The sequence below is a fragment of the Streptomyces sp. NPDC079167 genome (assembly GCF_040686735.1).
In the GTDB taxonomy this organism is placed as follows: domain Bacteria; phylum Actinomycetota; class Actinomycetes; order Streptomycetales; family Streptomycetaceae; genus Streptomyces.
This window is the reverse complement of record NZ_JBFBLO010000003.1, coordinates 367,077-390,918: the sequence shown is the minus strand read 5'-3', so window position 1 is coordinate 390,918 and position 23,842 is coordinate 367,077. Positions and strand designations below refer to the sequence as shown.

Here is a 23,842-nt window from a genome sequence, read left to right as displayed (position 1 = left end):
GTCCATGAGCAGTGAGGCGCACGTCATTCATGAGCAGTGAGGCGCAGGGCGGGCGCACCGCCCAACTCAAGCACACCGGTCTCCGGCCCGGATGGACGACCGGGGCCTGTGCGACGGCGGCGGCCACGGCCGCGTACACGGCCCTGCTGACCGGCGAGTTCCCCGACCCGGTGACCATCACCCTGCCCAGGGGCCAGACCCCCGCCTTCGCTCTCGCGGTGGAGGAGCTCGGCGGCGGGCAGGCCACGGCAGGCGTGGTCAAGGACGCGGGTGACGACCCCGACGTCACCCACGGCGCGCTGGTGCGGGCCACCGTCCGGCTGCTGCCCGCCGGGTCCGGAGTGGTGTTCCGGGCCGGGCCTGGCGTGGGGACGGTGACCCTCCCAGGGCTGCCGCTCGACGTCGGGGAGCCCGCGATCAACCCCGTCCCCCGCCAGATGATGCGCGACCACGTCGCGCGGGTGGCGGCGGAACACGGGGGCGCCGGCGACGTCGAGATCACGGTCGCGGTGGACGACGGCGAGGAGATCGCACGTTTCACGTGGAACATTCGCCTGGGCATCCTGGGCGGGATCTCGATCCTGGGCACGACAGGCATCGTGGTGCCCTACTCCTGCTCGGCCTGGATCGACTCGATCCGCCGCGGGGTGGACGTGGCACGCGCGGCCGGCCACCGGCACGTCGCGGGGTGCACGGGCTCGACCTCGGAGAAGACGGTGGTGGCCGAGTACGGGCTGCCGGAGATCGCCCTGCTGGACATGGGGGACTTCGCGGGCGCGGTGCTGAAGTACGTACGCCGGCATCCGGTGGAGCGGCTGACCATCTGCGGAGGGTTCGCCAAGCTGTCCAAGCTGGCCGCCGGGCATCTGGACCTGCACTCGGGCCGCTCGCAGGTCGACAAGCCCTTCCTGGCGCGACTGGCGCGGCAGGGCGGGGCGAGCGAGGAGCTGGCGGCGGAGATCGAGACCGCCAACACCGGTCTGGCGGCGCTCCAGCTGTGCACGGCCGCCGGGGTGCCGCTGGGCGACCTGGTCGCGGTGGCCGCGCGGGACGAGGCGCTGTCGGTGCTCCGGGGAGCGCCGGTGGCGGTGGACGTGATCTGCATCGACCGGGCGGGGGCCGTCGTGGGGCACAGCGAAGCACACTGACCGCCGGTGGGCGCGGCCCGGGGACACGGAGAGGCGGGACGGCAGCCGTCCCGCGGCCCGTCAGCAGGTGTGGCGGTCCCGCGCCGGGGAGTACAGGTGGCTGTCGCGGAACTGCTCGGCGCCCAGGGTCCGGCCGACCATGATCACTGCTGTACGGATCACTCCGGCCTCCTTCACCTGCTCCGCGATGGAGTCCAGCGTGCCGCGCAGGATGATCTCGTCCGGGCGCGAGGCCATGGCGACCACGGCGGTGGGGCAGTCCGCGCCGTAGTGCGGCAGCAGCTCGTCGACCACCCGGTCCACGTACCGCGCCGCGAGATGCAGCACGATCAGCGCCCCGCTGCGGCCCAGTGTGGCCAGGTCCTCGCCCTCGGGCATCGCGGTCGCCCGCTGGGCGATCCGGGTGAGGATCACGGTCTGGCCGACCGTGGGCACCGTCAGCTCCCGCTTGAGCGCCGCCGCGGCCGCGGCGAACGCGGGCACCCCGGGCACCACCTCGTACGGCACGCCGGCCTCGTCCAGCCGTCGCATCTGCTCGTTCACGGCGCTGAAGACCGACGGGTCGCCGGAGTGCAGCCGGGCCACGTCGTGACCCTCCTCGTGGGCCCGCACCAGCTCGGCGGTGATCTGGTCGATGTCGAGCTGGGCGGTGTCCACCAGCCGGGCGTCCGCCGGGCATTCGGCGAGGAGTTCACGCGGCACCAGGCTGCCGGCGTACAGGCAGACCGGGCTCGCGGCGAGGACACGGGCGCCGCGCACCGTGATCAGGTCGGCGGCGCCGGGGCCCGCTCCGATGAAGTACACGGTCATCTGTCGTCTCCTGGGGCGTGCGGGGATTTCTGTACGGACCACTGAGTGACGGGCATGGCCTGACGCCAGCCGGTGAACCCGCCGACCGGCACGGCATGGGCCACCGAGAGCCGGACCAGGTCACCGCCGAGCCGCCGGTACCACTCGGCGAGCAGCGCCTCCGACTCCAGCGTGACCGTGTTGGCGACCAGCCGGCCGCCCGGGGGCAGCGCGTCCCAGCAGGCGTCGAGCAGCCCCGGCGCGGTCAGCCCGCCGCCGATGAACACGGCGTGGGGCGCGGGCAGTCCGGCCAGGGCGTCCGGTGCGCGGCCGGTGACCACGCGCAGCCCGGGGACGCCGAGCCGGTCGGCGTTACGGGTGATGCGCCCCGCCCGGACCGGGTCGCGTTCCACGGTGACGGCACGGCAGGACGGATGGGCGCGCATCCACTCCGCGGCGATCGACCCCGAGCCGCCGCCGATGTCCCACAGGAGCTCACCGGGGGCGGGCGCGAGGACGCCGAGGGTGGCCGCCCGCACATGCCGCTTGGTGAGCTGGCCGTCGTGCTCGTACGCCTCGTCGGGGAGCCCGGGTACGGCGCCGAGGCGCAGCGTGTCCGGGGCGCTCCGGCACTCCACCGCGATCACGTTGAGCGGGTCCCCGGGCGGGTGCTCCCACGAGTCGGCGACGCCGTCCAGGCAGTCCTCGGCGGGTGAGCCGAGCTGTTCGAGCACCCGCATCCGGCTGGGCCCGAAGCCGCGGTCCCGCAGCAGGGCGGCCACGTCGGCGGGCGTGGCCGCGTCCGCGGACAGCACCAGCAGCCGGCGCCCGTCGTACAGCGCACCGGCCAGCCGGGCCGCGGGACGGCCGACGAGGGTGACGGTCTCGGTGTCCTCCACCGGCCAGCCGAGCCGGGCGCAGGCGTACGACACGGAGGACGGGTGCGGCAGCACCCGGAGCGCCCCGGCGCCCAGTTCCTCGGTGAGGGCCCGGCCGATGCCGTAGAACATGGGGTCGCCGCTGGCGAGGACGGCTGTCCTGCTCCCCGTGTGCGCGGCGAGCAGACCTCGCACGGCGGGCCGCAGAGGCGACGGCCAGGCCACCCGGCGGCCCGCGCACTCCGGCGGGAGCAGAGCCAGTTGGCGCTCACCGCCGATCAGGACCTCCGCGGCCAGGAGCACCGCGCGGGCGCTCTCCGGAAGGCCGGCCCAGCCGTCGGCGCCGATCCCCACGACGCTCACGGCGGACGCGGGGGCCGGGACGGCGGGCGGGGGTGACACGGGTGACACAGCCGGTACCTCGGGGTTGGTGGGACGACGCAGCCGAACTCTACGGGGGCGGCTTCCGGAGCCGCGCGGCGGAGTGATTCCGGAAATCCCTCCCGCGTGGTGTCGAGAACCGGTCGCCGGCTCCGACGTCCCCTGTGAGAGTTGCCCACAAGGGGCGGCGACCGAGAAGCCGAGGAGCGACACCATGAAGTACCTCGTGATGGTTCAGGGTTCGCAGGCCGACTACGAGGCCATGAACGGCAAGCCGTCGGCCGGGAGCCCGGCCTGGAGCAAGGAGGACATGCAGGCGATGTTCGCCTTCATGGGAAACCTCAACAACGACCTGGCCGAGTCCGGCGAGATGGTCGACGGCCAGGGCCTGACCGAACCCGCCAGGACCCGTGCCGTGCTGCCGGGCGCGGACGGCCGGCCGGTGATCACGGACGGCCCCTACGGGGAGACCAAGGAGCAGCTCGCCGGGTACTGGGTGCTCGACTGCGCGAGCCTGGACAGGGTCACCGAGATCGCCGCGCGCATCCAGGAGTGTCCGCAGCCGGAGGGCGCGCCGGTCTACCCGGTGCTGATCCGTCCCATCGACGAAGGCGGAGACCCGGGCGCTTCCTGAACAGGACGTCCGCGCTCCGGGCGGGAGCCGTGTGATCGACAGACCGACCGGCATCGAGGACCTGCTGCGCCACCACGCGCCGCAGGTCCTCGGCGCGCTCGTACGCCGCTACGGCCACTTCGACACGGCGGAGGACGCCGTGCAGGAAGCGATGTTCGCCGCCTCCCGGCAGTGGCCGGCCCACGGGCTGCCCGACAATCCGCGCGGCTGGCTGATCAGGGTCGCCTCACGGCGGCTGACGGACCAGCTGCGGGCGGACTCCGCGCGGCAGCGGCGCGAGGAGAGGGCCGCCGCGCTCATCCCCCGCGACGCGTTCACGGCCCCGCCGCCCGGGGAGAGCCGCGCTCCGGCCGCCGACGACACCCTCACCCTGCTCTTCCTCTGCTGCCACCCCGAGCTGTCCCCCGCCGCCCAGATCGCGCTGACCCTGCGCGCCGTGGGCGGCCTGACGACGGCCGAGATCGCCCGGGCCCATCTGGTGCCCGAGGCGACGATGGCGCAGAGGATCAGCCGGGCCAAGAAGAAGGTGCGGGGGGTGCCGTTCCGGCGGCCGGGCCCCGCCGACCACGACCTCCGCCTGGCGGCCGTGCTCCAGGTGCTCTACCTGATCTTCAACGAGGGGTACACGGCGACGTCCGGCCGCGAGCTCCACCGCCGCGACCTGGCCCGGGAGGCGATCCGGCTGACCCGTGCCGTGCGCGGGCTGCTGCCCCACGACGGACGGGTGACAGGACTGCTGGCCCTGATGCTGCTCACCGAGGCCCGCAGCGCCGCCCGCACCGGGCCCCACGGTGAGCTGATCCCGCTCGACGAGCAGGACCGCACCCGCTGGGACGGGGCGGCCATCGGCGAGGGCACCGCCCTGGTGGAGGAGGCCCTGTCCCAGGCCCCGGCCGGGGCCTACCAGCTGCAGGCCGCAATCGCGGCGCTGCACGACGAGGCGGCCCGCGCCGAGGACACCGACTGGCCCCAGATCCTCGCCCTGTACGACCTCCTCGTGCGGGGCGCCCCCGACCCGATGGCGGAGCTCAGCCGGGCGGTGGCGCTCGCCATGGTCAGGGGGCCCCGCGCCGGGCTGGCGGCTCTGACCGCCCTGGAGGACCGGTTGGCGGGCCACCACCGGCTGGACGCCGTACGGGCGCACCTGCTGGAGAGGGCCGGTGACCCGGAGGCGGCACGCGCCGCCTATCTGAGGGCGGCCGACCGCACGCTCAGCGCACCCGAGGCTCGCTATCTGCGCCTCCGTGCGGCGCGGCCGGCGCCGCCGGCCGACGGGAGCGCCGGGTAGCCGAGGCACCCCGCGCGCTCGCGCACCGAGTCGCCGATCCCGGTCACTCTCGCGATCATCGAATACATGACCAAGAGCGACAGTGGCAACGCCCGCACCGTGCGGATCGCCCAGGAGCCCGACGCGGACGAATTGCTGGGCCGCAGTCCGCTGGCCGCCCTCGTCGGCATGCTGCTGGACCAGCAGGTACCGATGGAATGGGCGTTCACCGGCCCGTTCACGCTGGCACAGCGCATGGGGTCGGACGATCTGGACGCCCGGACGATCGCCGCGTACGACCCGGACGCCTTCACCGAGCTGTTCACCACGAAACCCGCGCTGCACCGCTATCCCGGCTCCATGGCCAAGCGGGTCCAGCAGCTCTGCCAGTACCTGGTGGCCGAGTACGACGGACGGGCGGACGCGGTCTGGGCGGGCGCCGCCACCGGCGCCGAGCTGCTGAAACGGCTCAACGCGCTGCCCGGGTTCGGCACCCAGAAGGCGCAGATCTTCCTGGCGCTGCTGGGCAAGCAGTTCGACGTACGCCCGACTGGCTGGCGGGAGGCCGCGGGGGCGTACGGCGAGGAGGGCTCGCACCGCTCGGTTGCCGACATCACCGGCCCCGAATCGCTCGCCGAGGTGCGGGCGCACAAGCAGCAGGCGAAGGCGGCGGCCAGGGCGGGCCGGTCCCGGTGACCGCGGAAGCCCGCCCGACGACCGTCCACACCGGAAGGACTCCAGTGCGCACCACACGTCACAGAGCCATGGCCTTTGTGGCCGCCGCGGCTCTGGTCACCCCGCTCCTCCTCGGCGCCTCCCCGGACCGCGGGCACGCTTACGACGGTCCGGCCGAGGAGGCCGCGGAGCTCTCGCGACGGCTGGTCCGGGACGCGTCCGCCGACGACGCCCACCGCCACCTGGAGCGCTTCCAGGCCGTGGCCGACGCGGCGGAGGGCCACCGCGCCGCCGGCTCCCCCGGTTACGACGCCTCCGCCGCCTACGTCCACCGACTGCTCCGGAAGGCCGGTTACGAGGTCGGCTACCATGCGTTCGACTTCGTCTACACCGAGACGCTCGCGGAGAAGCTCTCCGTGGTCTCCCCCGCACCGCGTGACATCCCGGTCAGCGCGATGACGTACACCGCCTCCACCGAGGAGGGGGGCATCACGGCGGCCCTCGCCACCGTCCCCACCGACGCCACCCCCGGCTGCGAGGCGGCCGACTACGCGTCGGGCGGCTTCGACGGCAGGATCGCCCTCATCGAGCGGGGCGGCTGCTCGTTCGCGGAGAAGCAGGCGGCGGCCGCGGCGGCGGGCGCGGACGGCGCGGTGATCTACAACAACACCGAAGGCGCCCTCTCCGGCACCCTGGGCGGTGCGGAGGCGGGGAAGATCCCCACCGGCGGAATCACCCAGGACGAGGGGAGGAAACTGGTCGCGGAGGTGGCGAAGGGTGAGGTGAAGGTCTCCCTGGAGATCCGTGAGTTCCGGGAGGACCGCGTCACCCGCAACGTCGTCGCCGAGACCCCCGGCGGGAACGCCGCGAGGACGGTCATGCTCGGCGCCCACCTCGACTCGGTCACCGACGGCCCCGGCATCAACGACAACGCGTCCGGATCGGCCGGGCTCCTCGAAGTCGCCCTGACACTGGCCCAGTCGCACCGGCAGCCCGCCAACAAGGTCCGGTTCGCCTGGTGGTCGGCGGAGGAGAACGGCCTGCTGGGCTCCGAGGCGTACGTTGCGAAGCTCTCCGAGGCACAGCGCGACAGGATCGCGCTCTACCTCAACTTCGACATGATCGCCTCCCCGAACGGCGCGCAGTTCGTCTTCGACGGCGACGACTCCGACGGGACGGGCGCCGGACCGGGCCCCCAGGGGTCCGCCCAACTGGAGCGCGACATCAACGCGTTCCTGGACAGCGAGGGCAAGCCGCACACCGGCACGGACTTCAGCGGGCGCTCCGACTACGGGCCGTTCATCGAGGCCGGCATCCCGTCCGGTGGTACGGACACGGGCGCCGAAGGCATCAAGACGGCCGCCCAGGCCGAGACGTACGGCGGGGAGGCAGGCGTCGCGTACGACCCCTGTTACCACAGGGCCTGCGACGACCTGGGAAACATCGACATGGAGCACTTCGACACCAACATCGATGTGATCGCCCACGCGGTCGGCACCTACGCCCACGATCTGAGCTCCCTGGACCGCCCGGCCCCGGCCGCGTCCGCCACCGGCGAGGAGCGCGGCGGTGGCGGCCTGCGCAAGGGACACGCCCACGGCGTCACCGAGTAGCCACGCGCCCCCGCCCGCCCCGGTGCGTCATCGGGCCGTCACCGCCCGGCCACCGGGGCACGCGCACAAACATGCCCCACAAACATCACAGACGCTGCGCCGCTATGCCAGGTTTCATCACGTTTTGACCGACTTTGCAGTCCCGTTCCCCGGCTGCGCCCGGAGCCCCTTGCCCGGTAGGCTTTCCGTGTGATCTTCAAGCGCATCGGAAATGGGCGGCCATATCCCGACCACGGCCGGGAAAGCACCCGACAGTGGGCGGATGTCGCGCCGCGTCCGGTCCGCCTGGACCAGCTGGTGACCACCAAGGGCCAGCTGGACCTCGAGACCCTGCTCGCCGAGGACTCCACGTTCTACGGCGACCTGTTCGCCCACGTCGTGAAGTGGCAGGGCGACCTCTACCTCGAGGACGGGCTGCACCGCGCCGTGCGCGCCGCCCTGCAGCAGCGCCAGGTGCTCCACGCCCGCGTGCTCGAAATGGGCTGACCCCGCCACTCCCACCCATGGCGCATTTCGGGCCTTTCGGGTGCTTTTATGCTCGTACGGGTGCCATAGGTTGATCGTTTAGTAGGCATCATCACCAGGTCGCACTACGCTGCGCCCATGAGCATGCTGACCCCTCCCGGCATGGGCGGAAAGTACCGCATCACGGGTAACACCTACCCCCGCATGCGCCGCCCCCGTCATCGCCGCAAGCTGGTCCTCTCGGTGACCGCCGCCGTGGTGGCCCTCGGCCTCGCCGGCTGGGGAACGCTCCAGGTCATCGACGTCTTCACCGGCGGCGACGGACAGGCGAACGCCGCCGCCCGGCCGAAGGCATGCCCCACCACCAGCGCTTCGACGTCCGCGAAGGTGCTCCCGAAACCGGCCGTCATCAAGGTCAACATCTACAACGCGACGCCCCGCAGCGGACTGGCCAAGGCCGCCGCCGCCGAGCTCAAGAAGCGCGGCTTCGCCATCGGCAAGGTGGACAACGCGCCGGCCGCGTACGACAAGAAGGTGCCCGGCACCGGCATGCTGCTCGGCGGCCCGAAGGCGATGAACGGCTCGTTCCCGGTGCTCGCCACACAGCTGCCGGGGGCGACGCAGAAGACCGACACCCGCAAGACGGCGGACATCGACCTGATCATCGGCACGAAGTTCAAGGCGTTCAGCACGCCCGCGGCGGCGGCGACGGCCCTCACGGCCCTCACCGCACCGTCCCCGGCACCGTCCTCCTGCTGAGGCGTCCGGTCCCGGCCGCCGGGACCGGACGGGTCAGCCGGCGGTGCCGTACATCCGGTCCCCGGCGTCGCCGAGGCCGGGCACGATGTAGCCGTGCTCGTTGAGCCGCTCGTCGACCGAGGCCGTGACCACGGTGACCGGCGTGCCGGCCAGCTCGCGCTCCATCACCTCGACGCCCTCGGGCGCCGCGAGCAGCACGACGGCGGTGACATCGTCCGCACCGCGCTTGATCAGCTCCCGGATGGCCGCGACGAGGGTGCCGCCGGTGGCCAGCATCGGGTCCAGAACATAGACCTGACGACCCGAGAGGTCCTCGGGCATCCGCGTGGCGTACGTCTCCGCCTGGAGCGTCTCCTCGTTGCGGATCATGCCCAGGAAGCCGACCTCGGCCGTCGGGAGCAGCCGCACCATGCCGTCCAGCATGCCGAGACCGGCGCGCAGGATCGGGACGACCAGGGGGCGCGGATGCGACAGCTTCACACCGGTCGTGGGCGTCACCGGGGTCTCGATGTCGACCTGCTCGGTCCGCACATCCCTGGTGGCCTCGTACGCGAGGAGGGTGACCAGCTCGTCGGCGAGCCGCCGGAAGGTCGGGGAGTCGGTGCGCTTGTCGCGCAGCGTGGTGAGTTTGTGCGCCACCAGCGGGTGGTCGACGACGTGGATCCGCATGCCGTCAACAGTAACCGGGCCCCGGAGCCGCTTCCCGCCAGTCCGCGCTGGCATCAAGCACCTGTTCGGGGGGAAGGTGGTGCCATACGGACCCAGGCTTGGGGTGGTGTGTCGAGTGCCCGACGGGGAGCAGTGGAAGCAGCGGCAGGCCGGACGCGACGCGCGCGACCTGCCCGACGCGCGGGAGAACGTGCCTGACGCGCAGGAGAGTGACGCGGCGCGCCGGAGGCGCAGGGCGCAGTTCCTCCGCGAACTCCACGAGGCGAAGCAGCTCCGCGACCGGGTCCAGCCTCGCCGCGCCCGTGCGGCCCGTATGCGCCAACAGATGCGGATGCGTACGTTCCGCTGGTGAGGGCGGTCGCCTGAGCAGCAGCGCCGTCCCCGGAGGAGACCCGGGAGCACGGCCGGCGGACACGCGCCCGGAACAACTGATGGCCGACGCAACGGTCGAAGAGGTCTCGCATCGCGCTCGTTTCTGCCACGATGCCGATTGGGCGGGGCCCAGAGCAGCCGGATGACCGTCTGCCCTCCCGTCGGACCGATTCACCTATGACCAGTGGGAGAGTCACGGTGTACTTCGCCGCACTGCTCGCGCGCACCGAAGACGGGTGGGAAGCGAGCGACACAGAGCTCGACGATGTGGAAACCCTGTCCGACCTGACGGATCTGGCCCGGGATGCCTCGGTGGACGAGGACACGGTCCTGGTCTACATCGAGCAGGAGGACGCCTGGTTCGGCGTCGTCCGGGTGGACGGTGAGGAGGACCCCCGTATCTACGTCTCGGACGCGTCCGCCGCCGCCCGCTCCTCGTACGGGGAGATCCTGCTCACCGATGAACTGCTCGGCCGCGAACCGGGGGCCGAGGACGAGATCGCCGCACTCGAGGAGCTCGTCGACCTCGACGGTACGGAGGACGGCGAGCCGGATGACCCCCTGCCCGATGCCGGCGGCGCCGCCGTCACCGAACCCGACCTGGACCAGGAGGACCCCGACGCCGTACCGGCGGGGCCGCTCGGCGAACTCGGGGTCCTCGCCGACCTCGGCCTGTCCGAGAAGGATCTGCTGACCCTGCGCACCGACGCGCTGGCGGAGATCGCCGACGCGCTGGGAGCGGCCGACGTCCTGGAGGCCGTCCGCTAGGGTCCGCGGGTGAACGCACCACCACCCACCCCCTCCTCACCGCCTCCCGCCGATCCCGTGAGGGACCCGTGGCAGGCACCCATGCGCCAGGCCCTGGACGAGGCCGCGCAGGCGGCGTCGGCCGGCGATGTGCCGGTCGGCGCCGTTCTCCTGGGTCCGGACGGCGCCCTGCTCGCCACCGGCCACAACGAGCGCGAGGTGGCCGGCGACCCGACGGCGCACGCCGAGGTGCTCGCGTTGCGCCGGGGCGCCGCCGCCCTCGGCTCCTGGCGGCTGACCGGCTGCACGCTGGTCGTCACGCTGGAGCCCTGCACGATGTGCGCGGGCGCACTCGTCCAGTCCCGGATCGCCCGGGTGGTCTACGGGGCGCGGGACGAGAAGGCCGGCGCCGTGGGTTCGCTCTGGGACGTCGTACGCGACCGCAGGCTCAACCACCGCCCCGAGGTGATCCACGGGGTCCTGGAGGACCGCTGCGCGGACCTGCTGACGGCGTTCTTCCGGGAGCGCTGAGGCCGCCTCCCGGGCGCTGCGGCCCGTCACCGGGAATCCGATTTCGAACCAGGCCCCGGCATGGTCTAAGCTCTCTCTCGGTAGCGTGTCCGAGCGGCCGAAGGAGCTCGCCTCGAAAGCGAGTGTGGGGAAACTCACCGAGGGTTCAAATCCCTCCGCTACCGCAGCGAGATGAAGGGACCGACCCGTCCGGGTCGGTCCCTTCACTGCGTTCCGTCTCGGTTCCCGTTCCGGTCGGCGGGCCCGCCGGACCGTCGGGCGGGTGGAGAGCGCTACTCGGCAGCCGCGCCAACGGAGCCCCACCGGAGCCCTGGAGTCACGCCCGGATAATAATTTTGCAGGATGTGCATCTTTGCCTACTATGCACGTTGTGCCGAAAACGACGACGCCCGGACCCGGGCTGCGGGAGCGCAAGAAGCAGGCCACGCGCCGGGCCATCGCCGAGGCCGCCGTGCGACTCGCCGCGGAGCACGGCGTCGAGCACGTCACCGTCGAGGCCATCAGTGAGGCCGCCGGCGTCTCACCCAGGACGTTCTTCAACTACTTCCCCAGCCACGACGACGCGTTCGTCCTGGTCGACGACGAGGTGGGTGAGCGCATCAGGGAGTCCGTACGCCGCGCCCCCGCCGAACGCCCCCCGCTCGACGTCGTACGCGACGCCCTCCTCGCCGAACTCGACGGTTTCGAGGCGCGCCAGGAGCTGTGGACCCTCCAGTCCAAGGTGCTCCAGCGGTCGCCCCACCTCGTCCACCGCGGGCTGAAGGCGCACGTGGCGGAGGAGAAGGCCCTCGCCGTCGCCATCGCTGACTGGCTCGACGCCACCCGGGGCGACACGGACGGGCCGTCCGGTGCCGCCGTCTTCCCCCGGCTCCTCGCGGCCGCCTCCCAGACCGCCTTGCGGGTCGCCGTCGAGCACTGGTGCGACCACCCCGGCGAGACCCCACTCGTGGAGATCTTCCGGGACGCCTTCGCCCAGCTGGCGCAGGGCCTCCCGCGGCCCTCGGCGTAACTCCGCCCGCCGCGCCCGGAGTCCCTCACACCACCGACCTGTTCTGCTCAAGTACCGAAGAAGGACACCGTGACCGCAACCGAGGCGCCCGAGCAGGCGCCCACCTCCATGACCAACAAGCAGATACTGCAGGCGATGTCCGGCCTGATGGCAGGCATGTTCGTCGCCATCCTCGCGGGCACGGTCGTCGCCAACGCCCTGCCGCGGATCATCGCCGACCTCGGTGCGAGCCAGTCCTCGTACACCTGGGTCGTGACCTCCGAGCTGCTCGCCATGACGGCCACCGTGCCGTTGTGGGGCAAGCTCGCCGACCTGTTCAACCAGAAGCTGCTGCTCCAGCTGTCGCTGGGCCTGTTCGTGGTCGGTTCCCTCGTGGCCGGCTTCTCCCAGGACGTCGTCACCCTGATCGTCAGCCGTGTCATCCAGGGCATCGGCGCCGGTGGTCTGACGGCGCTGGCCCAGATCGTCATGGCCGCCGTCATCCCGCCGCGCCGGCTCGGCAAGTACGCGGGCATCTTCGGCGCGGTCTTCGCCGTGGGCACGGTCGCCGGTCCGCTGATCGGTGGCGTCCTGGTGGACACCTCCTGGCTCGGCTGGCGCTGGTGCTTCTTCATCGGTGTGCCGTTCGCCCTGGCCGGGATCGTGCTGCTCCAGCGCACCCTGAAGCTGCCGACCGTACGCCGACAGGTCAAGATCGACTGGCTGGGCGCCTTCCTGATCGTGGCCGGCGTCTGCGCGCTGCTGATCTGGACGTCCCTCGCGGGCAACAGCTTCGACTGGGCGTCCTGGCAGACGGCCGCACTGGTGGCCACCGGTGTGGTGCTCCTGGTGGCGGCGGTCTTCGTCGAGCGGAGGGCCGCCGAGCCGGTCATCCCGCTGGACATCTTCCGCAACCGCACGGTGTCGCTCACGACCCTGGCGAGCTTCTTCGTCGGTGTCGCGATGTTCGCCGGGACCGTCTTCCTGTCCCAGTACTTCCAGATCTCGCTGGGCAAGTCCCCGACCGTGGCGGGGCTCATGAGCCTCCCGATGATCGGTGGTCTGCTGGTGTCCTCGACCGTCGCCGGGCAGATCATCTCCGCGACCGGCAAGTGGAAGGTCTACCTCGTCTCGGGCGCCGTCGTCATGATGGCCGGCCTCGGACTGCTCTCGACCATCGACGCCGACACGCACTTCGGCCTGCTCAGCCTCTACATGGCGCTCATGGGCATCGGCGTCGGCATGCTGATGCAGAACCTGGTGCTCGCCGCGCAGAACGACGTGCCCGCGCACGAACTGGGCGCCGCGACCTCCGTGCTGTCCTTCTTCCGCAGCCTCGGCGGCACCATCGGCACCAGCGTGCTCGGTGCGATCCTCGCCAACCGGGTCGCCAGCGAGATGACCAAGGGCCTCGCGGACAGCGGGCTCCCCACGACCGGCGGCGGCCACAGCAGCGCCGTGCCCGACATGACCACGCTGCCCGAGCCGCTCAAGCAGATCGTCGAGCACGCGTACGGCGTCGCGACCGGCGACCTCTTCCTCATCGCCACCCCGTTCGCCTTCCTCGCCCTGCTCTCGGTGCTCTTCATCAAGGAGAAGCCCCTCAAGACGACGAGCGGCATGGAACGTCTCGCCGAGGAGGCCGCCGTGGTCACCGCGGCCTCCGTCCCGGCTCCCCGGGACGGTGCGGACTCCGGCGTCCAGGACGCCGCCCCCGGCCAGGTCGGTCTGAAGAAGGACTGACCCGTACGGACGACACGAAGGGCCCGGCGCGCGGTGCGCCGGGCCCTTCGGGCGTCAGGTCGGGGGAAGCGGCATCGGGGGGACAAGCCGCTTCCCCCGGTGAGAACGGGGACCGTAGGCCCTCGCCGCGGTCGGGGGGAGTCACGCGGTGGGGACCTCGTGGAGGTCCCGTTCCTCGGCCCGCGCATTCCTGGGGGGGGTGCTGCGGGACCTACCCCATCCTCCTCCCTGCCGTAAGCCGCGCCCGCCGACAAAGGGCCCGAATCGACGGGTCCTTCGACCCTAAAAGCCTCATCAGTGATCGGAAACGGCCCGGGGATTAGGCCGGACGTGCGGCTAGAATCACGCGACTGCACAGGTGATCGAAGGGGAGGGGCGGGGCTGTGGTGCAAGCGAGGAAGATCGCGCTCTACATGATTGTGGTCTTCGTGCTGTACACGATCATCACCTCTCCCGAGCGGAGCGCCGACCTCGTTCAAATAGGGTTCGAGGGCATTTCGAGCGCCGCGCAGAGCGTCGGAGACTTCATGTCCGAGCTCGTGAAGTAGGAGACCCACCATGATCCGCCACCTGGTCCTGTTCAAGCTGAACGACGGCGTCGAGCGGGACGACCCGCGGGTCGTCGCCGGGGCGGAGGCCTTCCGGGAGCTGGGCGGGAAGATCCCCGAGCTGCAGTTCTGGGAGTGCGCCTGGAACATCACCGACCGGCCGATCGCGTACGACTTCGCCATCAATTCGGCGGTCGCCGACGAGGACGCGCTGAAGCGGTACATCGAGCACCCCGAGCACCAGGCCGCGGCCGGCCAGTGGCGCGCTTTCGCCACTTGGGTGATCGCCGACTACCCCTTCTGACCCCTTCGGATCCGCGGTCCCGCCGGCCCCTCCCCTACAGGAGAGGGGCTTTTCGGCATGTTTAAACCAAAACACCCTCAACACGACTCTATGCGGTGCTTGCACACAGTGGACATGTCTTGTGATGCTATGACCGCTTTTGACGGATGAGTTGACCGTAGTTGACCGCAAAGGGGTGGCGACACCGTGCCGGCCAGTACAGCGCCTCAAGTCCCGCCCCAGAACGTCCAGACGGACGACATCCAGACCGAGACCCCCGACCCCACCGCACCGGCGAGGACCCGGGGGGCGGACACCAGGGCACTGACCCAGGTGCTGTTCGGGCGGCTCAAGGACCTCGAACCCGGCACCCCGGAGCACCACAGGGTGCGCACCGCGCTGATCGAGGCGAACCTGCCTCTCGTGCGCTACGCGGCGGCCCGCTTCCGCAGCCGCAACGAGCCGATGGAGGACGTCGTCCAGGTCGGCACCATCGGCCTGATCAACGCCATCGACCGCTTCGACCCGGAACGCGGCGTCCAGTTCCCCACGTTCGCCATGCCCACCGTGGTCGGCGAGATCAAGCGCTACTTCAGGGACAACGTGCGGACCGTGCACGTGCCCCGGCGGCTGCACGAGCTCTGGGTCCAGGTCACCGGCGCGACGGAGGACCTGACGACCGCTCACGGCCGCTCACCGACCACCGCGGAGATCGCCGAGCGCCTGAAGATCTCCGAGGACGAGGTGCTCGCCTGCATCGAGGCGGGCCGCTCCTACCACGCGACCTCGCTGGAGGCCGCCCAGGAAGGTGACGGGCTGCCCGGACTCCTGGACCGCCTCGGCTACGAGGACCCGGCGCTGGCCGGGGTCGAACACCGCGACCTGGTCCGGCATCTGCTCGTCCAGCTGCCCGAGCGCGAACAGCGAATCCTGCTGCTGCGCTACTACAACAACCTGACGCAGTCGCAGATCAGTGCCGAACTGGGCGTCTCCCAGATGCATGTGTCAAGGCTTCTGGCCAGAAGTTTCGCCCGACTGCGATCCGCAAACAGGATCGAAGCGTAACCGGAACGGGTAGACCCGTGGAGGGCCGTGTCCGGGGGCGTAAAAGCCGCACACCCCCTGTTTCCTGCGCAGTTTCGCCGCTGACTTGTCGACAAGTCACTACAGCGTGTTGCCGACATGTGACATTCTGCTTGAACCGCGTTTGCCGCAGCCCTACCTCCGGTATTCAGGTGGAGGCTGCGTTCCTCCGATGGTCGTGGCCACCGCGACCGTCCGCGACCTCAAGGGGGTGGCATGTCCGCAGAACAGGGCAGCTCGAAGGTGCTAACGCTCACGAAGAGCGTGCCGGCACCAGCCGTGCTCACCAGCTCGCCGGAAGCCATCGACACCCGCACCCTGTCCCGCTCCCTGTTCCTGCGGCTCGCCGCGCTGGGCCCGCCTTCGGGCCCCGACGGAACGGACAGCCCCGAGCGGGCCTATGTGCGGGACACACTCATCGAGCTCAACCTCCCGCTCGTGCGGTACGCGGCGGCGCGGTTCCGGAGCCGTAACGAACCCATGGAGGACATCGTCCAGGTCGGGACGATCGGCCTGATCAAGGCGATCGACCGATTCGACTGCGAACGGGGCGTCGAGTTCCCCACGTTCGCGATGCCCACCGTCGTGGGGGAGATCAAGCGCTTCTTCCGCGACACCTCCTGGTCGGTGCGGGTGCCGCGCCGGCTCCAGGAGCTGCGGCTCGCCCTCACCAAGACCAGCGACGAGCTCGCCCAGAAGCTCGACCGCTCGCCGACGGTGCCGGAGCTGGCCAAGGCGCTCGGGGTCTCCGAGGAGGACGTGGTCGACGGCCTGGCCGTGGGCAACGCCTACACGGCCTCCTCCCTGGACTCACCGTCCCCCGAGGACGACGGCGGCGAGGGCTCGCTGGCGGACCGCCTCGGTTACGAGGACGCGGCGCTGGAGGGCGTCGAGTACCGCGAGTCCCTGAAGCCGCTGCTGGCCAAGCTCGCCCCTCGCGAGCGGCAGATCATCATGCTGCGCTTCTTCGCCAACATGACCCAGTCGCAGATCGGCGAGGAGGTCGGCATCTCGCAGATGCACGTCTCGCGGCTGCTGACCCGGACGCTCACCCAGCTCAGGGAGGGGCTCATCGCCGACTGACCCCTGACGGGTCCGTACGGAGCGGCTCACCGGCCGCCGGGGCACACGCGCACGCCGCCCCGGCGGCCTCGCCGTGTCCGGGCCTCCCGCGCGGCACGGAGCCGCGCCCTGCCTCGAACGGGACCGCTCCCGCGCCGACGTGCGGTGCGGGAGCGGATGACGAAGGCCGGCGTACACGCTCACGTGCGCGCCCGGCCGGTCCCCGGGCCCCCGGAGGGGGCGACGGGCCGGCCGTGAAGGGGACGGGCGGTGGTCAGCCGAGCGCGAGCCAGGCGACCGCGCCGAGGACGACGATGACCGCGACGACGGCCACGATCACCCCGGTCTTCGAGCCGGACGAGGCCGCGGCGGGCTGCTGCCTGCCCTGCGGCTCGCCCTCGTCGACGAAGGCGCGGAACATCTGCGTGCTGCCCGCCGGGTCGTGAGTGCCCTCGGGGCCCGGCTGCGGGGCGTGGGGGTTGTGTGCCATGGGCCAGGACACTAGCGAATGCGAGCCCTCCGCCCAACCCCCGGGTCACCAGGGGCCGATGCCCTCCCTCCGCGCACACGGCCTCTTCACCCGTCCGCCGGAGCGCTCCGCACCCTCTCCACGTGCTCCCTCGCACCACCCCCACCTGTGGCGAGGAACACATCCACCGGTGGCGCACCCCTGTGGTCTGCGCGCTTGACCCGGCGCCTACGCAGGCTTTTGGGTTCCTTTACTTCTGCAAGGCCCATTTCGTTTGCCTGCGGCAACCAACCGCTTCTATCGTTGCCCTAAGCAACAAGATGACCTCGCGAGATGTCTGGAGGGTCAGTGGCAGCACGGAGCCAGTACGAAGAACTGGCCCGGCAGCTCAGCGCCGTCGGAGCCGTCAAACGGGGACTCGCCCGCATCCTGCCCGCCGAGTGTCCCGGTGGCTCGGCCACCGTGCTGACGCTGCTGGCCAAGTACGGGGAGATGCGGATCTCCCGCCTTGCCGAGCTCCTGGCCGTGAACATGTCGGTGACCAGCCGCCATGTGACTCACGCGGTCGAGAGCGGCTGGATCGAACGATCCCCGGACCCGGCGGACAAGCGGTCCCGCATCCTGCGGCTGACCCCCGCGGGCGACGAACTGATCGACGACCTGAGCCGACGGACGACGGAGATGTTCGCCGACCACCTCACCGACTGGTCCGACGAAGAAGTCGGACAACTCAACACGTTGTTGTCCCGGCTGCGCGACAGCTTCTCCTGCCGCGGCTCCGGAGGGTGTGCCCCCGGAAGGCACAGCGGCGACTGCCGCGCCGGGCACTCCGACGATTCGCACACCCGTACACCCGTGTAACAGAAGCAAAGAGAAGGAATTAAATGGCTACGACCACACCACCCGGTGTGCGGGGCGGCCACGCCAAGCACGGGGCTCCCGAAGCCCCCGAAGGCACGCCGATGACACACCGGCAGATCATGGAAGCGCTGACCGGGCTGCTGCTCGGCATGTTCGTCGCGATTCTGTCGTCGACGGTCGTCTCCAACGCCCTGCCCGAGATCATTTCCGACCTCGGCGGCGGCCAGAGCGCCTACACCTGGGTCGTGACGGCCTCGCTGCTGGCCATGACCGCCACCACCCCGCTGTGGGGCAAGCTCGCGGACCTGTTCAGCAAGAAGCTGCTGGTCCAGATCGCCCTGCTCATCTACGTGGGCGGCTCCATAGTCGCCGGTCTCTCGACCAGCAGCGGCATGCTCATCATCTGCCGTGTGGTGCAGGGCATCGGCGTCGGCGGTCTCTCCGCCCTCGCCCAGATCGTGATGGCCGCGATGATCTCCCCGCGCGAGCGCGGCCGCTACAGCGGCTACCTCGGCGCGGTCTTCGCCGTCGCCACCGTGGGCGGCCCGCTCCTCGGCGGTGTCATCACCGACACCAGCTGGATGGGCTGGCGCTGGTGCTTCTACGTGGGTGTGCCGTTCGCGGTCATCGCCCTGATCGTGCTCCAGAAGACCCTGAAGCTCCCCGTGATCAAGCGCGAGGGCGTCAAGATCGACTGGACCGGCGCGTTCTTCATCAGCGCCGCGGTCTCGCTGCTGCTGCTCTGGGTGACCTTCGCGGGCGACAAGTACGACTGGGTCTCCTGGCAGACCTGGACGATGCTGGCCGGCACCGTCGTCCTCGGCGCGCTGTTCCTGTTCACCGAGTCCAGGGCCCGCGAGCCGATCATCCCGCTGCGCCTCTTCCGTAACCGCACCATCACGCTGGCCTCCGCGGCCTCGCTGTTCGTCGGTATCGGGATGTTCGCGGGCACCGTCTTCTTCAGCCAGTACTTCCAGCTGGCGCGGGACAAGTCGCCGACGATGTCCGGCGTCATGACGATCCCGATGATCGCGGGGCTCTTCCTCTCCTCGACCCTGTCGGGCCAGATCATCACCAAGACCGGCCGCTGGAAGGCCTGGCTGGTCACCGGTGGCTTCCTGCTCACCGCGGGTCTCGGGATGCTCGGCACCATCCGCTACGACACCGACTACTGGCAGATCGCGATCTTCATGTTCGTGATGGGCCTCGGCATCGGCATGATGATGCAGAACCTGGTGCTCGCCACGCAGAACCAGGTGGCCCCCGCCGACCTGGGCGCGGCCAGCTCCGTGGTGACGTTCTTCCGTTCCCTCGGTGGTGCGATCGGCGTCTCGGCGCTGGGTGCCGTCCTGGGCAACCGCGTCACCCACTACGTCAAGGACGGCCTCGCCGACCTCGGCCCCGAGGGCGCCGCGCTGGGCCACGGCGGTACGGGCGGCGGAGGCATCCCCGACCTGGACGCGCTCCCCGGCCCGCTCCGTACGGTCATGGAGGTCGCCTACGGTCACGGTGTCGCCGACGTCTTCCTGTTCGCCGCGCCTGCCGCGCTGGTCGCGTTCCTCCTGACGATCTTCATCAAGGAGGTCGCCCTGAAGACCCGGGCGGGCAACGACACCCCCGCCGAGGCGGCCACCGAGGCGGAGTCCGCCGGACCGGCCACCACCGACACCGCGCTGCTCGCCGAGGGGACTGCCGGGGCCACCTCGGTCGACCTTCTGGAGAAGACGGCTGCCACGAAGGAGCTGACCATTCAGGGAACGCCCGTACGCGGTGTGGTGCGGGGCGCCGAGGGCGCACCCGTGGCCCGCGCCGCCGTCACACTGATCTCGCTGGGCGGCCGGCAGCTGGGGCGTTCCGTCGCCCAGGCCGACGGCGGTTACGTCCTGGACGCTCCGGGCTCCGGCAGTTACGTCCTGATCGCCTCAGCCGACGGCTTCCAGCCGCAGGCGTCCACCGTGGTCGTCGGCGACGAGCCGCTGGCCTACGACATCCTGCTCGCCGGGACGAGCGGCCTCTCCGGGACCGTTCGGACCGCCGAGGGCGGCACCCCGGTCGACGGTGCCATGGTCGTCGTGACCGACGTGCGCGGCGACGTGCTGGCCACGGGCGTCTCGGGAGACGCGGGTGACTTCACCTTCGGTGAGCTGATCCCCGGCTCGGTGACCGTCGCCGTGACGGCCGCGGGCTTCCGTCCGCTGGCCCTGCCGGTGGAGGTCGGCGGCCAGGGTGTCACCCGGGTCGACGTGGCCCTTCGCTCCGGCGCGCTGGTGCGGGGTGTCATCAAGGCCGGCTCCCGCCGGGCTCCTCTGAACGACGCCCGGGTCACGCTGGTCGACGCGGCCGGCAACGTGGTCGCCACCTCGACCACCGGGGAGGACGGCGTGTACGCCTTCACCGACCTGGACGCCGGTGAGTACTCCGTGATCGCGACCGGCTACCCGCCGGTGGCGGGCTCGCTGACCGTGAGCGGCAGCGGAGTCGACGGTCACGACATCGAGCTCGCCCACCCGGGCGAGTAAGAAGAAGGATCCACAAAGACCCCTGGCGGGACAGCACTTCGAGCGGAGAGGCTGTGGCCGCCGGTGGAAATGGGCCCCGTGGCGGGAACGGCAGGCAGGGGACGGCCTGCCGATCCCGCCCCGGGGCCCGACTCATGGACACCGCACCCATGTGCCGGTCGGTCCGGGTCGCCGCTTCACGAGTGATTTGAGCAAGGAGAGAACACGGGATGGGACTTCGCGCACAGGTACGCACGCGGGACGGCTGGGCCGTCCAGCACGCGGTCGTGACGGTGACCGACATGACGGGCACCCAGGTGCTCCGGGCCGCCGCCGACGAGAACGGGGCCGTCCGCACCGAGGACCTCCTGCCGGCCGGCGCGTACACGGTGATCGTCACGGCGGTGGGTTACGCCCCCGCCGCGTCCACCGCGCTCGTCACGGCCAGCGGCCGGGTCGAAGCCGGGACCGTGGTGCTGGCCCGGCAGGGCGGCGTGGAACTGCCGCCTCCGGGCATCTGGTCGCTGGACCCGGTGCACTCCTCGGTGGCCGCGGTCGCACAGCACCTGGGGATCTCCAGCGTGCACGGCCGGTTCACCGAGTTCGGCGGCCGCATCGAGATCACCGAGGACGTCCAGAACTCCCGGGTGGAGGCCTTCATCGCCTCCAGCAGCATCGACACGGGCAACGCCATGCGCGACAAGCACCTGCGCTCGGCGGACTTCCTGGACGTGGAGACGTTCCCGGAACTCACCTACCGCTCCCGTGCGCTGACCCCGGCCGGGCCGGACCGCTGGACGGTGCACGGCCTGCTCACGATGCACGGCATCGCACGGGACGTGGACCTCGACCTCAGCTACCTCGGCACCGGGCCCGACCCGTGGGGCGGGGTGCGGGCGGCCTTCCACGCCACGGCGGAGCTGCGCCGCGACGACTTCGCCATGAACTACAACCAGGTGCTGCAGGCGGGCATCTCCGCGATCGGCACGACCCTGCGCGTCGAACTCGACATCCAGGCGGTCCAGGGCGACTCCGTCCCGGGATAGGACGGTCCGAAGGCCCTAGGGTTGGCCGTATGGCACCCAACATCGCGACCAACACCTCCGTGGAGCTCGGGGAGCTGCTGGACTTCGTGCGGCCCCGGCACCGGGCGATCCTGCTGACCACCCGGTCCGACGGCCGCCCCCAGGGGTCCCCGCTCACCTGCGGCGTGGACGACGCGGGGCGGATCGTCGTGTCGACCTACCCCGAACGGGCCAAGACCCGTAACGCCAAGCGGGACGAGCGGGTCAGCGTGATCGTCCTGTCGGACGAGTGGAACGGGCCCTGGGTGCAGGTCGACGGCTCGGCCGAGGTGATCGACTCACCGGATTCGGTCGAGCCCCTCGTCGAGTACTTCCGCAACATCTCCGGCGAGCACCCCGACTGGGACGAGTACCGGGCGGCGATGATCAAGCAGGGGAAATCCATCATCCGGATCACCCCGGAGCGCTGGAGCCCGGTCGCCACCGGCGGCTTCCCCGCCCACCTGGCCGGCGGCCGATCACAGTGACCCCGCCCCACCCCGACCCGCTCGCGCGGGCACGCCTGCTGACCTCCCCGTCCGTCGGACCGGCCGTGGTCCGCGAGCTGGAACGGATCACCGGCCGGCCCGCCGTGCCGGTGTACGCCACCGCGCCCGACGTCCCCTTCGTGTTCGTGGGGGACGTGCTGCCCGAAGCGCTGCGGGTCCCCGGCCTGCTGTGGTTCCACAGCGTCTACGCCGGGACCGACGCGCTGCTCGCCTCCGGGGCCTGGCCCGAAGGGGCCCTGCTGACGCGGACCGTGGGACGGATGGGCGAGCGGATCGCCCAGTACACGCTGGCCTGGGTCCTCGCCGAGTGCCAGTCCGTCCCGGAGCACACCGCGCAGCACTCCAGGGCCGAGTGGCGCCGCCTCCCGTCCGAGCTCGCCGCAGGACAGACCGCCGTCGTCCACGGCACCGGCCACATCGGCTCCGCCGTCGCCGGCCTGCTGCGTGCCTGTTCCGTACGCACGGTGGGCGTGAGCCGCACTCCCCGCGCCACGCCCCCGGGTTTCGACCGGGTGGTCCTGGCCGGCTCGGAGGAGGAGACGGCGGCGCTGGCGGAGGCCAGATGGGTCGTCTCGGCCCTGCCCCTGACCGGTGCCACGGAGCGCTTCTTCGACGCCGCCAGATTCACGGCGATGCGGGGCGCCACCTTCCTCAACGTGGGCCGGGGCGCGACCGTGGACATGGCGGCGCTGGAGGCCGCGCTGCACGGCGGGACGGTCCGCCGCGCCGTACTCGACGTGCTGCCCGACGAGCCCGCCGCTCCCGGTGACCGCGTCTGGCGGCTGCCCCGCACGGTGATCACGTCTCACTCGGCCGGCATCACGGCCGACGAGGACGTCGTCGGCGACTTCGAGTCCTGCTGGCAGGCGGTCGCCGAGGGCCGCACACCGGCCCTGGCCGTGGACACCCGCTGCGGCTACTGAGGGGCGGGCGCGCCTACGGGTGGCACGCCGCCCGCTCGCACGTCGTCTCGATGCCCGCGATCAGCAGGTCCAGCGCGACCGTGAAGTCCCGCTCGCGCGTCTCCTCCACCGTTGCCCCGCCGCGCGCGTCCATGAGGTTCTCCGAGGGCCGCACGGCCCCGCGGATCTCCGGGTCCGCGCGGATCGTCCCCATCGCCCGCTCGACGTACTCGTCCTGGGTGAGCCCGGCCTCCACCGTGCGCTGCACGAAATGCCCCTCGGTGGTGCCGAATCCGTAGACGAACTGGAAGACGGCCGCCATCGCGCCCGTCTGCCGCTCCGGGTGCAGCCCGGTGGCCCGTACGACGTCCTGGACGGCGTACGAGAACAGCATCGAGTGCGGGCCGATGTTCAGGAAGCTGCCGATGAGAGCCGACGCCCAGGGGTGGCGGACGAACATCTTCCGGTAGCTGGTGGCCAGTTCACGCATGCGGTCGCGCCAGTCGACGTCCTCCGCCGTGGCCGGGATCTCGCCGAAGACGGTGTCCAGGGCGAGTTCCAGCAGGTCGTCCTTGGTGTCGACGTACCAGTAGAGGGACATCGCCGTGACGTCGAGCTCGGCGGCGAGGCGCCGCATGGAGAACTTCGCGAGGCCGTCGGCGTCCAGCAGCCGGACGCTCGCCGCCGTGATCCTGTCCCGGTCGAGGCCGGCCGGCTGATCCGCCCGGCGGGTGCGCGCCGGTGTCCGCCGGTCCAGCCACACGCTGACCCTGGAAGGGCTCTTCGCACGGTCTGCCGCGGACCCCATGGCGCACACTCCTCGACTCGCGGTGGCTCTCCTGCGTACCGGCGCCCCCGTCCGATGCTATGCCCGTCACCTGGGGTTCTCAGCCCTCCTCCGTAC

The 23,842-nt window shown here is 71.4% G+C and carries 26 protein-coding genes and 1 tRNA gene; 22 read left to right on the top strand and 5 right to left on the bottom strand.

Annotated elements, in window-relative coordinates:
- Positions 1–29 precede the first annotated feature (29 nt).
- On the top strand, positions 30–1,148 hold the full coding sequence (locus AB0P41_RS09430; protein ID WP_365931110.1) for a cobalt-precorrin-5B (C(1))-methyltransferase: 1,119 nt from the start codon (positions 30–32) through the stop codon (positions 1,146–1,148).
- A gap of 60 nt (positions 1,149–1,208) precedes the next feature.
- Here the strand turns inward: AB0P41_RS09430 and cobM are convergent, their stop codons facing one another.
- Together cobM and cbiE are read right to left on the bottom strand one after the other, a co-directional pair.
- A complete protein-coding gene (gene cobM, locus AB0P41_RS09425; RefSeq protein WP_365931109.1) occupies positions 1,209–1,958 on the bottom strand; it encodes a precorrin-4 C(11)-methyltransferase in 750 nt (249 codons plus the stop codon).
- Complete coding sequence (cbiE, locus tag AB0P41_RS09420; protein WP_365931107.1) at positions 1,955–3,226, bottom strand: precorrin-6y C5,15-methyltransferase (decarboxylating) subunit CbiE; 1,272 nt, start codon at positions 3,224–3,226, stop codon at positions 1,955–1,957. The genes cobM and cbiE overlap by 4 nt, the downstream gene beginning before the upstream one ends.
- A 184-nt stretch (positions 3,227–3,410) precedes the next feature.
- On the opposite strand from cbiE, the gene AB0P41_RS09415 reads away from it, so the two are divergent.
- The 6 genes from AB0P41_RS09415 to AB0P41_RS09390 all read left to right on the top strand — a co-directional run bounded on the left by AB0P41_RS09415 (position 3,411) and on the right by AB0P41_RS09390 (position 8,609).
- A complete protein-coding gene (locus tag AB0P41_RS09415; protein WP_356708861.1) occupies positions 3,411–3,830 on the top strand; it encodes a YciI family protein in 420 nt (139 codons plus the stop codon).
- Between the two features lie 34 nt (positions 3,831–3,864).
- Positions 3,865–5,118: a sigma-70 family RNA polymerase sigma factor gene (locus AB0P41_RS09410; protein ID WP_365931199.1), complete on the top strand. Its 1,254-nt coding sequence runs from the start codon at positions 3,865–3,867 to the stop codon at positions 5,116–5,118.
- A gap of 66 nt (positions 5,119–5,184) precedes the next feature.
- Positions 5,185–5,793 carry an HhH-GPD-type base excision DNA repair protein gene (locus AB0P41_RS09405; RefSeq protein WP_365931106.1) on the top strand — a complete coding sequence of 203 codons (609 nt, stop codon included), beginning with the start codon at positions 5,185–5,187 and terminating at the stop codon, positions 5,791–5,793.
- Positions 5,794–5,861: 68 nt separating this feature from the next.
- Positions 5,862–7,385, top strand: coding sequence for a M20/M25/M40 family metallo-hydrolase (locus tag AB0P41_RS09400; RefSeq protein ID WP_365931104.1), 1,524 nt, complete (start codon positions 5,862–5,864; stop codon positions 7,383–7,385).
- A 189-nt stretch (positions 7,386–7,574) separates the two neighbouring features.
- Positions 7,575–7,871, top strand: coding sequence for a type II toxin-antitoxin system VapB family antitoxin (locus AB0P41_RS09395; RefSeq protein WP_014155093.1), 297 nt, complete (start codon positions 7,575–7,577; stop codon positions 7,869–7,871).
- Positions 7,872–8,012: 141 nt separating this feature from the next.
- Entirely contained in the window at positions 8,013–8,609 is a 597-nt protein-coding gene (locus tag AB0P41_RS09390; protein ID WP_365931197.1) for a LytR C-terminal domain-containing protein, read from the top strand.
- 33 nt (positions 8,610–8,642) lie between these two features.
- Here the strand turns inward: AB0P41_RS09390 and upp are convergent, their stop codons facing one another.
- Positions 8,643–9,278 carry a uracil phosphoribosyltransferase gene (gene upp / locus AB0P41_RS09385; protein ID WP_325748007.1) on the bottom strand — a complete coding sequence of 212 codons (636 nt, stop codon included), beginning with the start codon at positions 9,276–9,278 and terminating at the stop codon, positions 8,643–8,645.
- Positions 9,279–9,393: 115 nt separating this feature from the next.
- On the opposite strand from upp, the gene AB0P41_RS09380 reads away from it, so the two are divergent.
- The 10 genes from AB0P41_RS09380 (at position 9,394) to AB0P41_RS09335 (ending at position 16,656) form a co-directional block, all read left to right on the top strand.
- Complete coding sequence (locus tag AB0P41_RS09380) at positions 9,394–9,630, top strand: hypothetical protein (protein ID WP_356708865.1); 237 nt, start codon at positions 9,394–9,396, stop codon at positions 9,628–9,630.
- Between the two features lie 218 nt (positions 9,631–9,848).
- On the top strand, positions 9,849–10,418 hold the full coding sequence (locus AB0P41_RS09375; RefSeq protein ID WP_356709433.1) for a hypothetical protein: 570 nt from the start codon (positions 9,849–9,851) through the stop codon (positions 10,416–10,418).
- An 81-nt stretch (positions 10,419–10,499) separates the two neighbouring features.
- Positions 10,500–10,928 (top strand): tRNA adenosine(34) deaminase TadA, encoded by a 429-nt coding sequence (gene tadA / locus AB0P41_RS09370; protein WP_365931195.1) that lies wholly within the window; start codon positions 10,500–10,502, stop codon positions 10,926–10,928.
- A gap of 79 nt (positions 10,929–11,007) precedes the next feature.
- Positions 11,008–11,092 (top strand) — tRNA-Ser (locus AB0P41_RS09365).
- Between the two features lie 197 nt (positions 11,093–11,289).
- Positions 11,290–11,937 carry a TetR family transcriptional regulator gene (locus tag AB0P41_RS09360; protein ID WP_356708867.1) on the top strand — a complete coding sequence of 216 codons (648 nt, stop codon included), beginning with the start codon at positions 11,290–11,292 and terminating at the stop codon, positions 11,935–11,937.
- Positions 11,938–12,045: 108 nt separating this feature from the next.
- The gene (locus AB0P41_RS09355) at positions 12,046–13,659 is read left to right on the top strand and encodes an MDR family MFS transporter (protein ID WP_356709437.1); all 1,614 of its coding nucleotides are present in this window, start codon (positions 12,046–12,048) and stop codon (positions 13,657–13,659) included.
- Positions 13,660–14,042: 383 nt separating this feature from the next.
- The gene (locus tag AB0P41_RS09350; protein WP_356708869.1) at positions 14,043–14,207 is read left to right on the top strand and encodes a hypothetical protein; all 165 of its coding nucleotides are present in this window, start codon (positions 14,043–14,045) and stop codon (positions 14,205–14,207) included.
- Between the two features lie 10 nt (positions 14,208–14,217).
- Positions 14,218–14,511: a Dabb family protein gene (locus AB0P41_RS09345; protein WP_365931102.1), complete on the top strand. Its 294-nt coding sequence runs from the start codon at positions 14,218–14,220 to the stop codon at positions 14,509–14,511.
- Between the two features lie 186 nt (positions 14,512–14,697).
- Positions 14,698–15,555, top strand: coding sequence for an RNA polymerase sigma factor SigF (locus AB0P41_RS09340; RefSeq protein WP_356708873.1), 858 nt, complete (start codon positions 14,698–14,700; stop codon positions 15,553–15,555).
- 234 nt (positions 15,556–15,789) lie between these two features.
- Positions 15,790–16,656 (top strand): RNA polymerase sigma factor SigF, encoded by an 867-nt coding sequence (locus AB0P41_RS09335; RefSeq protein WP_356708875.1) that lies wholly within the window; start codon positions 15,790–15,792, stop codon positions 16,654–16,656.
- A gap of 253 nt (positions 16,657–16,909) precedes the next feature.
- Here AB0P41_RS09335 and AB0P41_RS09330 read toward each other — a convergent pair whose 3' ends face one another.
- Positions 16,910–17,125, bottom strand: coding sequence for a hypothetical protein (locus AB0P41_RS09330; RefSeq protein WP_356708877.1), 216 nt, complete (start codon positions 17,123–17,125; stop codon positions 16,910–16,912).
- Between the two features lie 327 nt (positions 17,126–17,452).
- Between AB0P41_RS09330 and AB0P41_RS09325 the strand changes: the two genes are divergently transcribed.
- The 5 genes from AB0P41_RS09325 (at position 17,453) to AB0P41_RS09305 (ending at position 22,959) form a co-directional block, all read left to right on the top strand.
- A complete protein-coding gene (locus AB0P41_RS09325; protein WP_356708879.1) occupies positions 17,453–17,965 on the top strand; it encodes a MarR family winged helix-turn-helix transcriptional regulator in 513 nt (170 codons plus the stop codon).
- Positions 17,966–17,988: 23 nt separating this feature from the next.
- Positions 17,989–20,484, top strand: coding sequence for an MFS transporter (locus tag AB0P41_RS09320; RefSeq protein ID WP_356708881.1), 2,496 nt, complete (start codon positions 17,989–17,991; stop codon positions 20,482–20,484).
- Positions 20,485–20,693: 209 nt separating this feature from the next.
- A complete protein-coding gene (locus AB0P41_RS09315) occupies positions 20,694–21,509 on the top strand; it encodes a YceI family protein (protein WP_356708883.1) in 816 nt (271 codons plus the stop codon).
- A gap of 29 nt (positions 21,510–21,538) precedes the next feature.
- Complete coding sequence (locus AB0P41_RS09310) at positions 21,539–22,015, top strand: PPOX class F420-dependent oxidoreductase (RefSeq protein WP_365931098.1); 477 nt, start codon at positions 21,539–21,541, stop codon at positions 22,013–22,015.
- On the top strand, positions 22,012–22,959 hold the full coding sequence (locus AB0P41_RS09305; RefSeq protein WP_365931096.1) for an NAD(P)-dependent oxidoreductase: 948 nt from the start codon (positions 22,012–22,014) through the stop codon (positions 22,957–22,959). The genes AB0P41_RS09310 and AB0P41_RS09305 overlap by 4 nt, the downstream gene beginning before the upstream one ends.
- Before the next feature lie 13 nt (positions 22,960–22,972).
- Here AB0P41_RS09305 and AB0P41_RS09300 read toward each other — a convergent pair whose 3' ends face one another.
- Entirely contained in the window at positions 22,973–23,746 is a 774-nt protein-coding gene (locus AB0P41_RS09300) for a TetR/AcrR family transcriptional regulator (protein ID WP_365931094.1), read from the bottom strand.
- Positions 23,747–23,842: the final 96 nt, after the last annotated feature.

Coding starts and splice junctions, on each gene's coding strand:
- AB0P41_RS09430 (WP_365931110.1), top strand. CDS start 30: ATGAGCAGTGAGGCGCAGGGCGGGCGCACCGCCCAACTCAAGCACACC.
- cobM (WP_365931109.1), bottom strand. CDS start 1,958: ATGACCGTGTACTTCATCGGAGCGGGCCCCGGCGCCGCCGACCTGATC.
- AB0P41_RS09415 (WP_356708861.1), top strand. CDS start 3,411: ATGAAGTACCTCGTGATGGTTCAGGGTTCGCAGGCCGACTACGAGGCC.
- AB0P41_RS09405 (WP_365931106.1), top strand. CDS start 5,185: ATGACCAAGAGCGACAGTGGCAACGCCCGCACCGTGCGGATCGCCCAG.
- AB0P41_RS09400 (WP_365931104.1), top strand. CDS start 5,862: ATGGCCTTTGTGGCCGCCGCGGCTCTGGTCACCCCGCTCCTCCTCGGC.
- AB0P41_RS09390 (WP_365931197.1), top strand. CDS start 8,013: ATGGGCGGAAAGTACCGCATCACGGGTAACACCTACCCCCGCATGCGC.
- upp (WP_325748007.1), bottom strand. CDS start 9,278: ATGCGGATCCACGTCGTCGACCACCCGCTGGTGGCGCACAAACTCACC.
- tadA (WP_365931195.1), top strand. CDS start 10,500: ATGCGCCAGGCCCTGGACGAGGCCGCGCAGGCGGCGTCGGCCGGCGAT.
- AB0P41_RS09360 (WP_356708867.1), top strand. CDS start 11,290: ATGCACGTTGTGCCGAAAACGACGACGCCCGGACCCGGGCTGCGGGAG.
- AB0P41_RS09355 (WP_356709437.1), top strand. CDS start 12,046: ATGACCAACAAGCAGATACTGCAGGCGATGTCCGGCCTGATGGCAGGC.
- AB0P41_RS09345 (WP_365931102.1), top strand. CDS start 14,218: ATGATCCGCCACCTGGTCCTGTTCAAGCTGAACGACGGCGTCGAGCGG.
- AB0P41_RS09335 (WP_356708875.1), top strand. CDS start 15,790: ATGTCCGCAGAACAGGGCAGCTCGAAGGTGCTAACGCTCACGAAGAGC.
- AB0P41_RS09330 (WP_356708877.1), bottom strand. CDS start 17,125: ATGGCACACAACCCCCACGCCCCGCAGCCGGGCCCCGAGGGCACTCAC.
- AB0P41_RS09320 (WP_356708881.1), top strand. CDS start 17,989: ATGGCTACGACCACACCACCCGGTGTGCGGGGCGGCCACGCCAAGCAC.
- AB0P41_RS09315 (WP_356708883.1), top strand. CDS start 20,694: ATGGGACTTCGCGCACAGGTACGCACGCGGGACGGCTGGGCCGTCCAG.
- AB0P41_RS09310 (WP_365931098.1), top strand. CDS start 21,539: ATGGCACCCAACATCGCGACCAACACCTCCGTGGAGCTCGGGGAGCTG.
- AB0P41_RS09300 (WP_365931094.1), bottom strand. CDS start 23,746: ATGGGGTCCGCGGCAGACCGTGCGAAGAGCCCTTCCAGGGTCAGCGTG.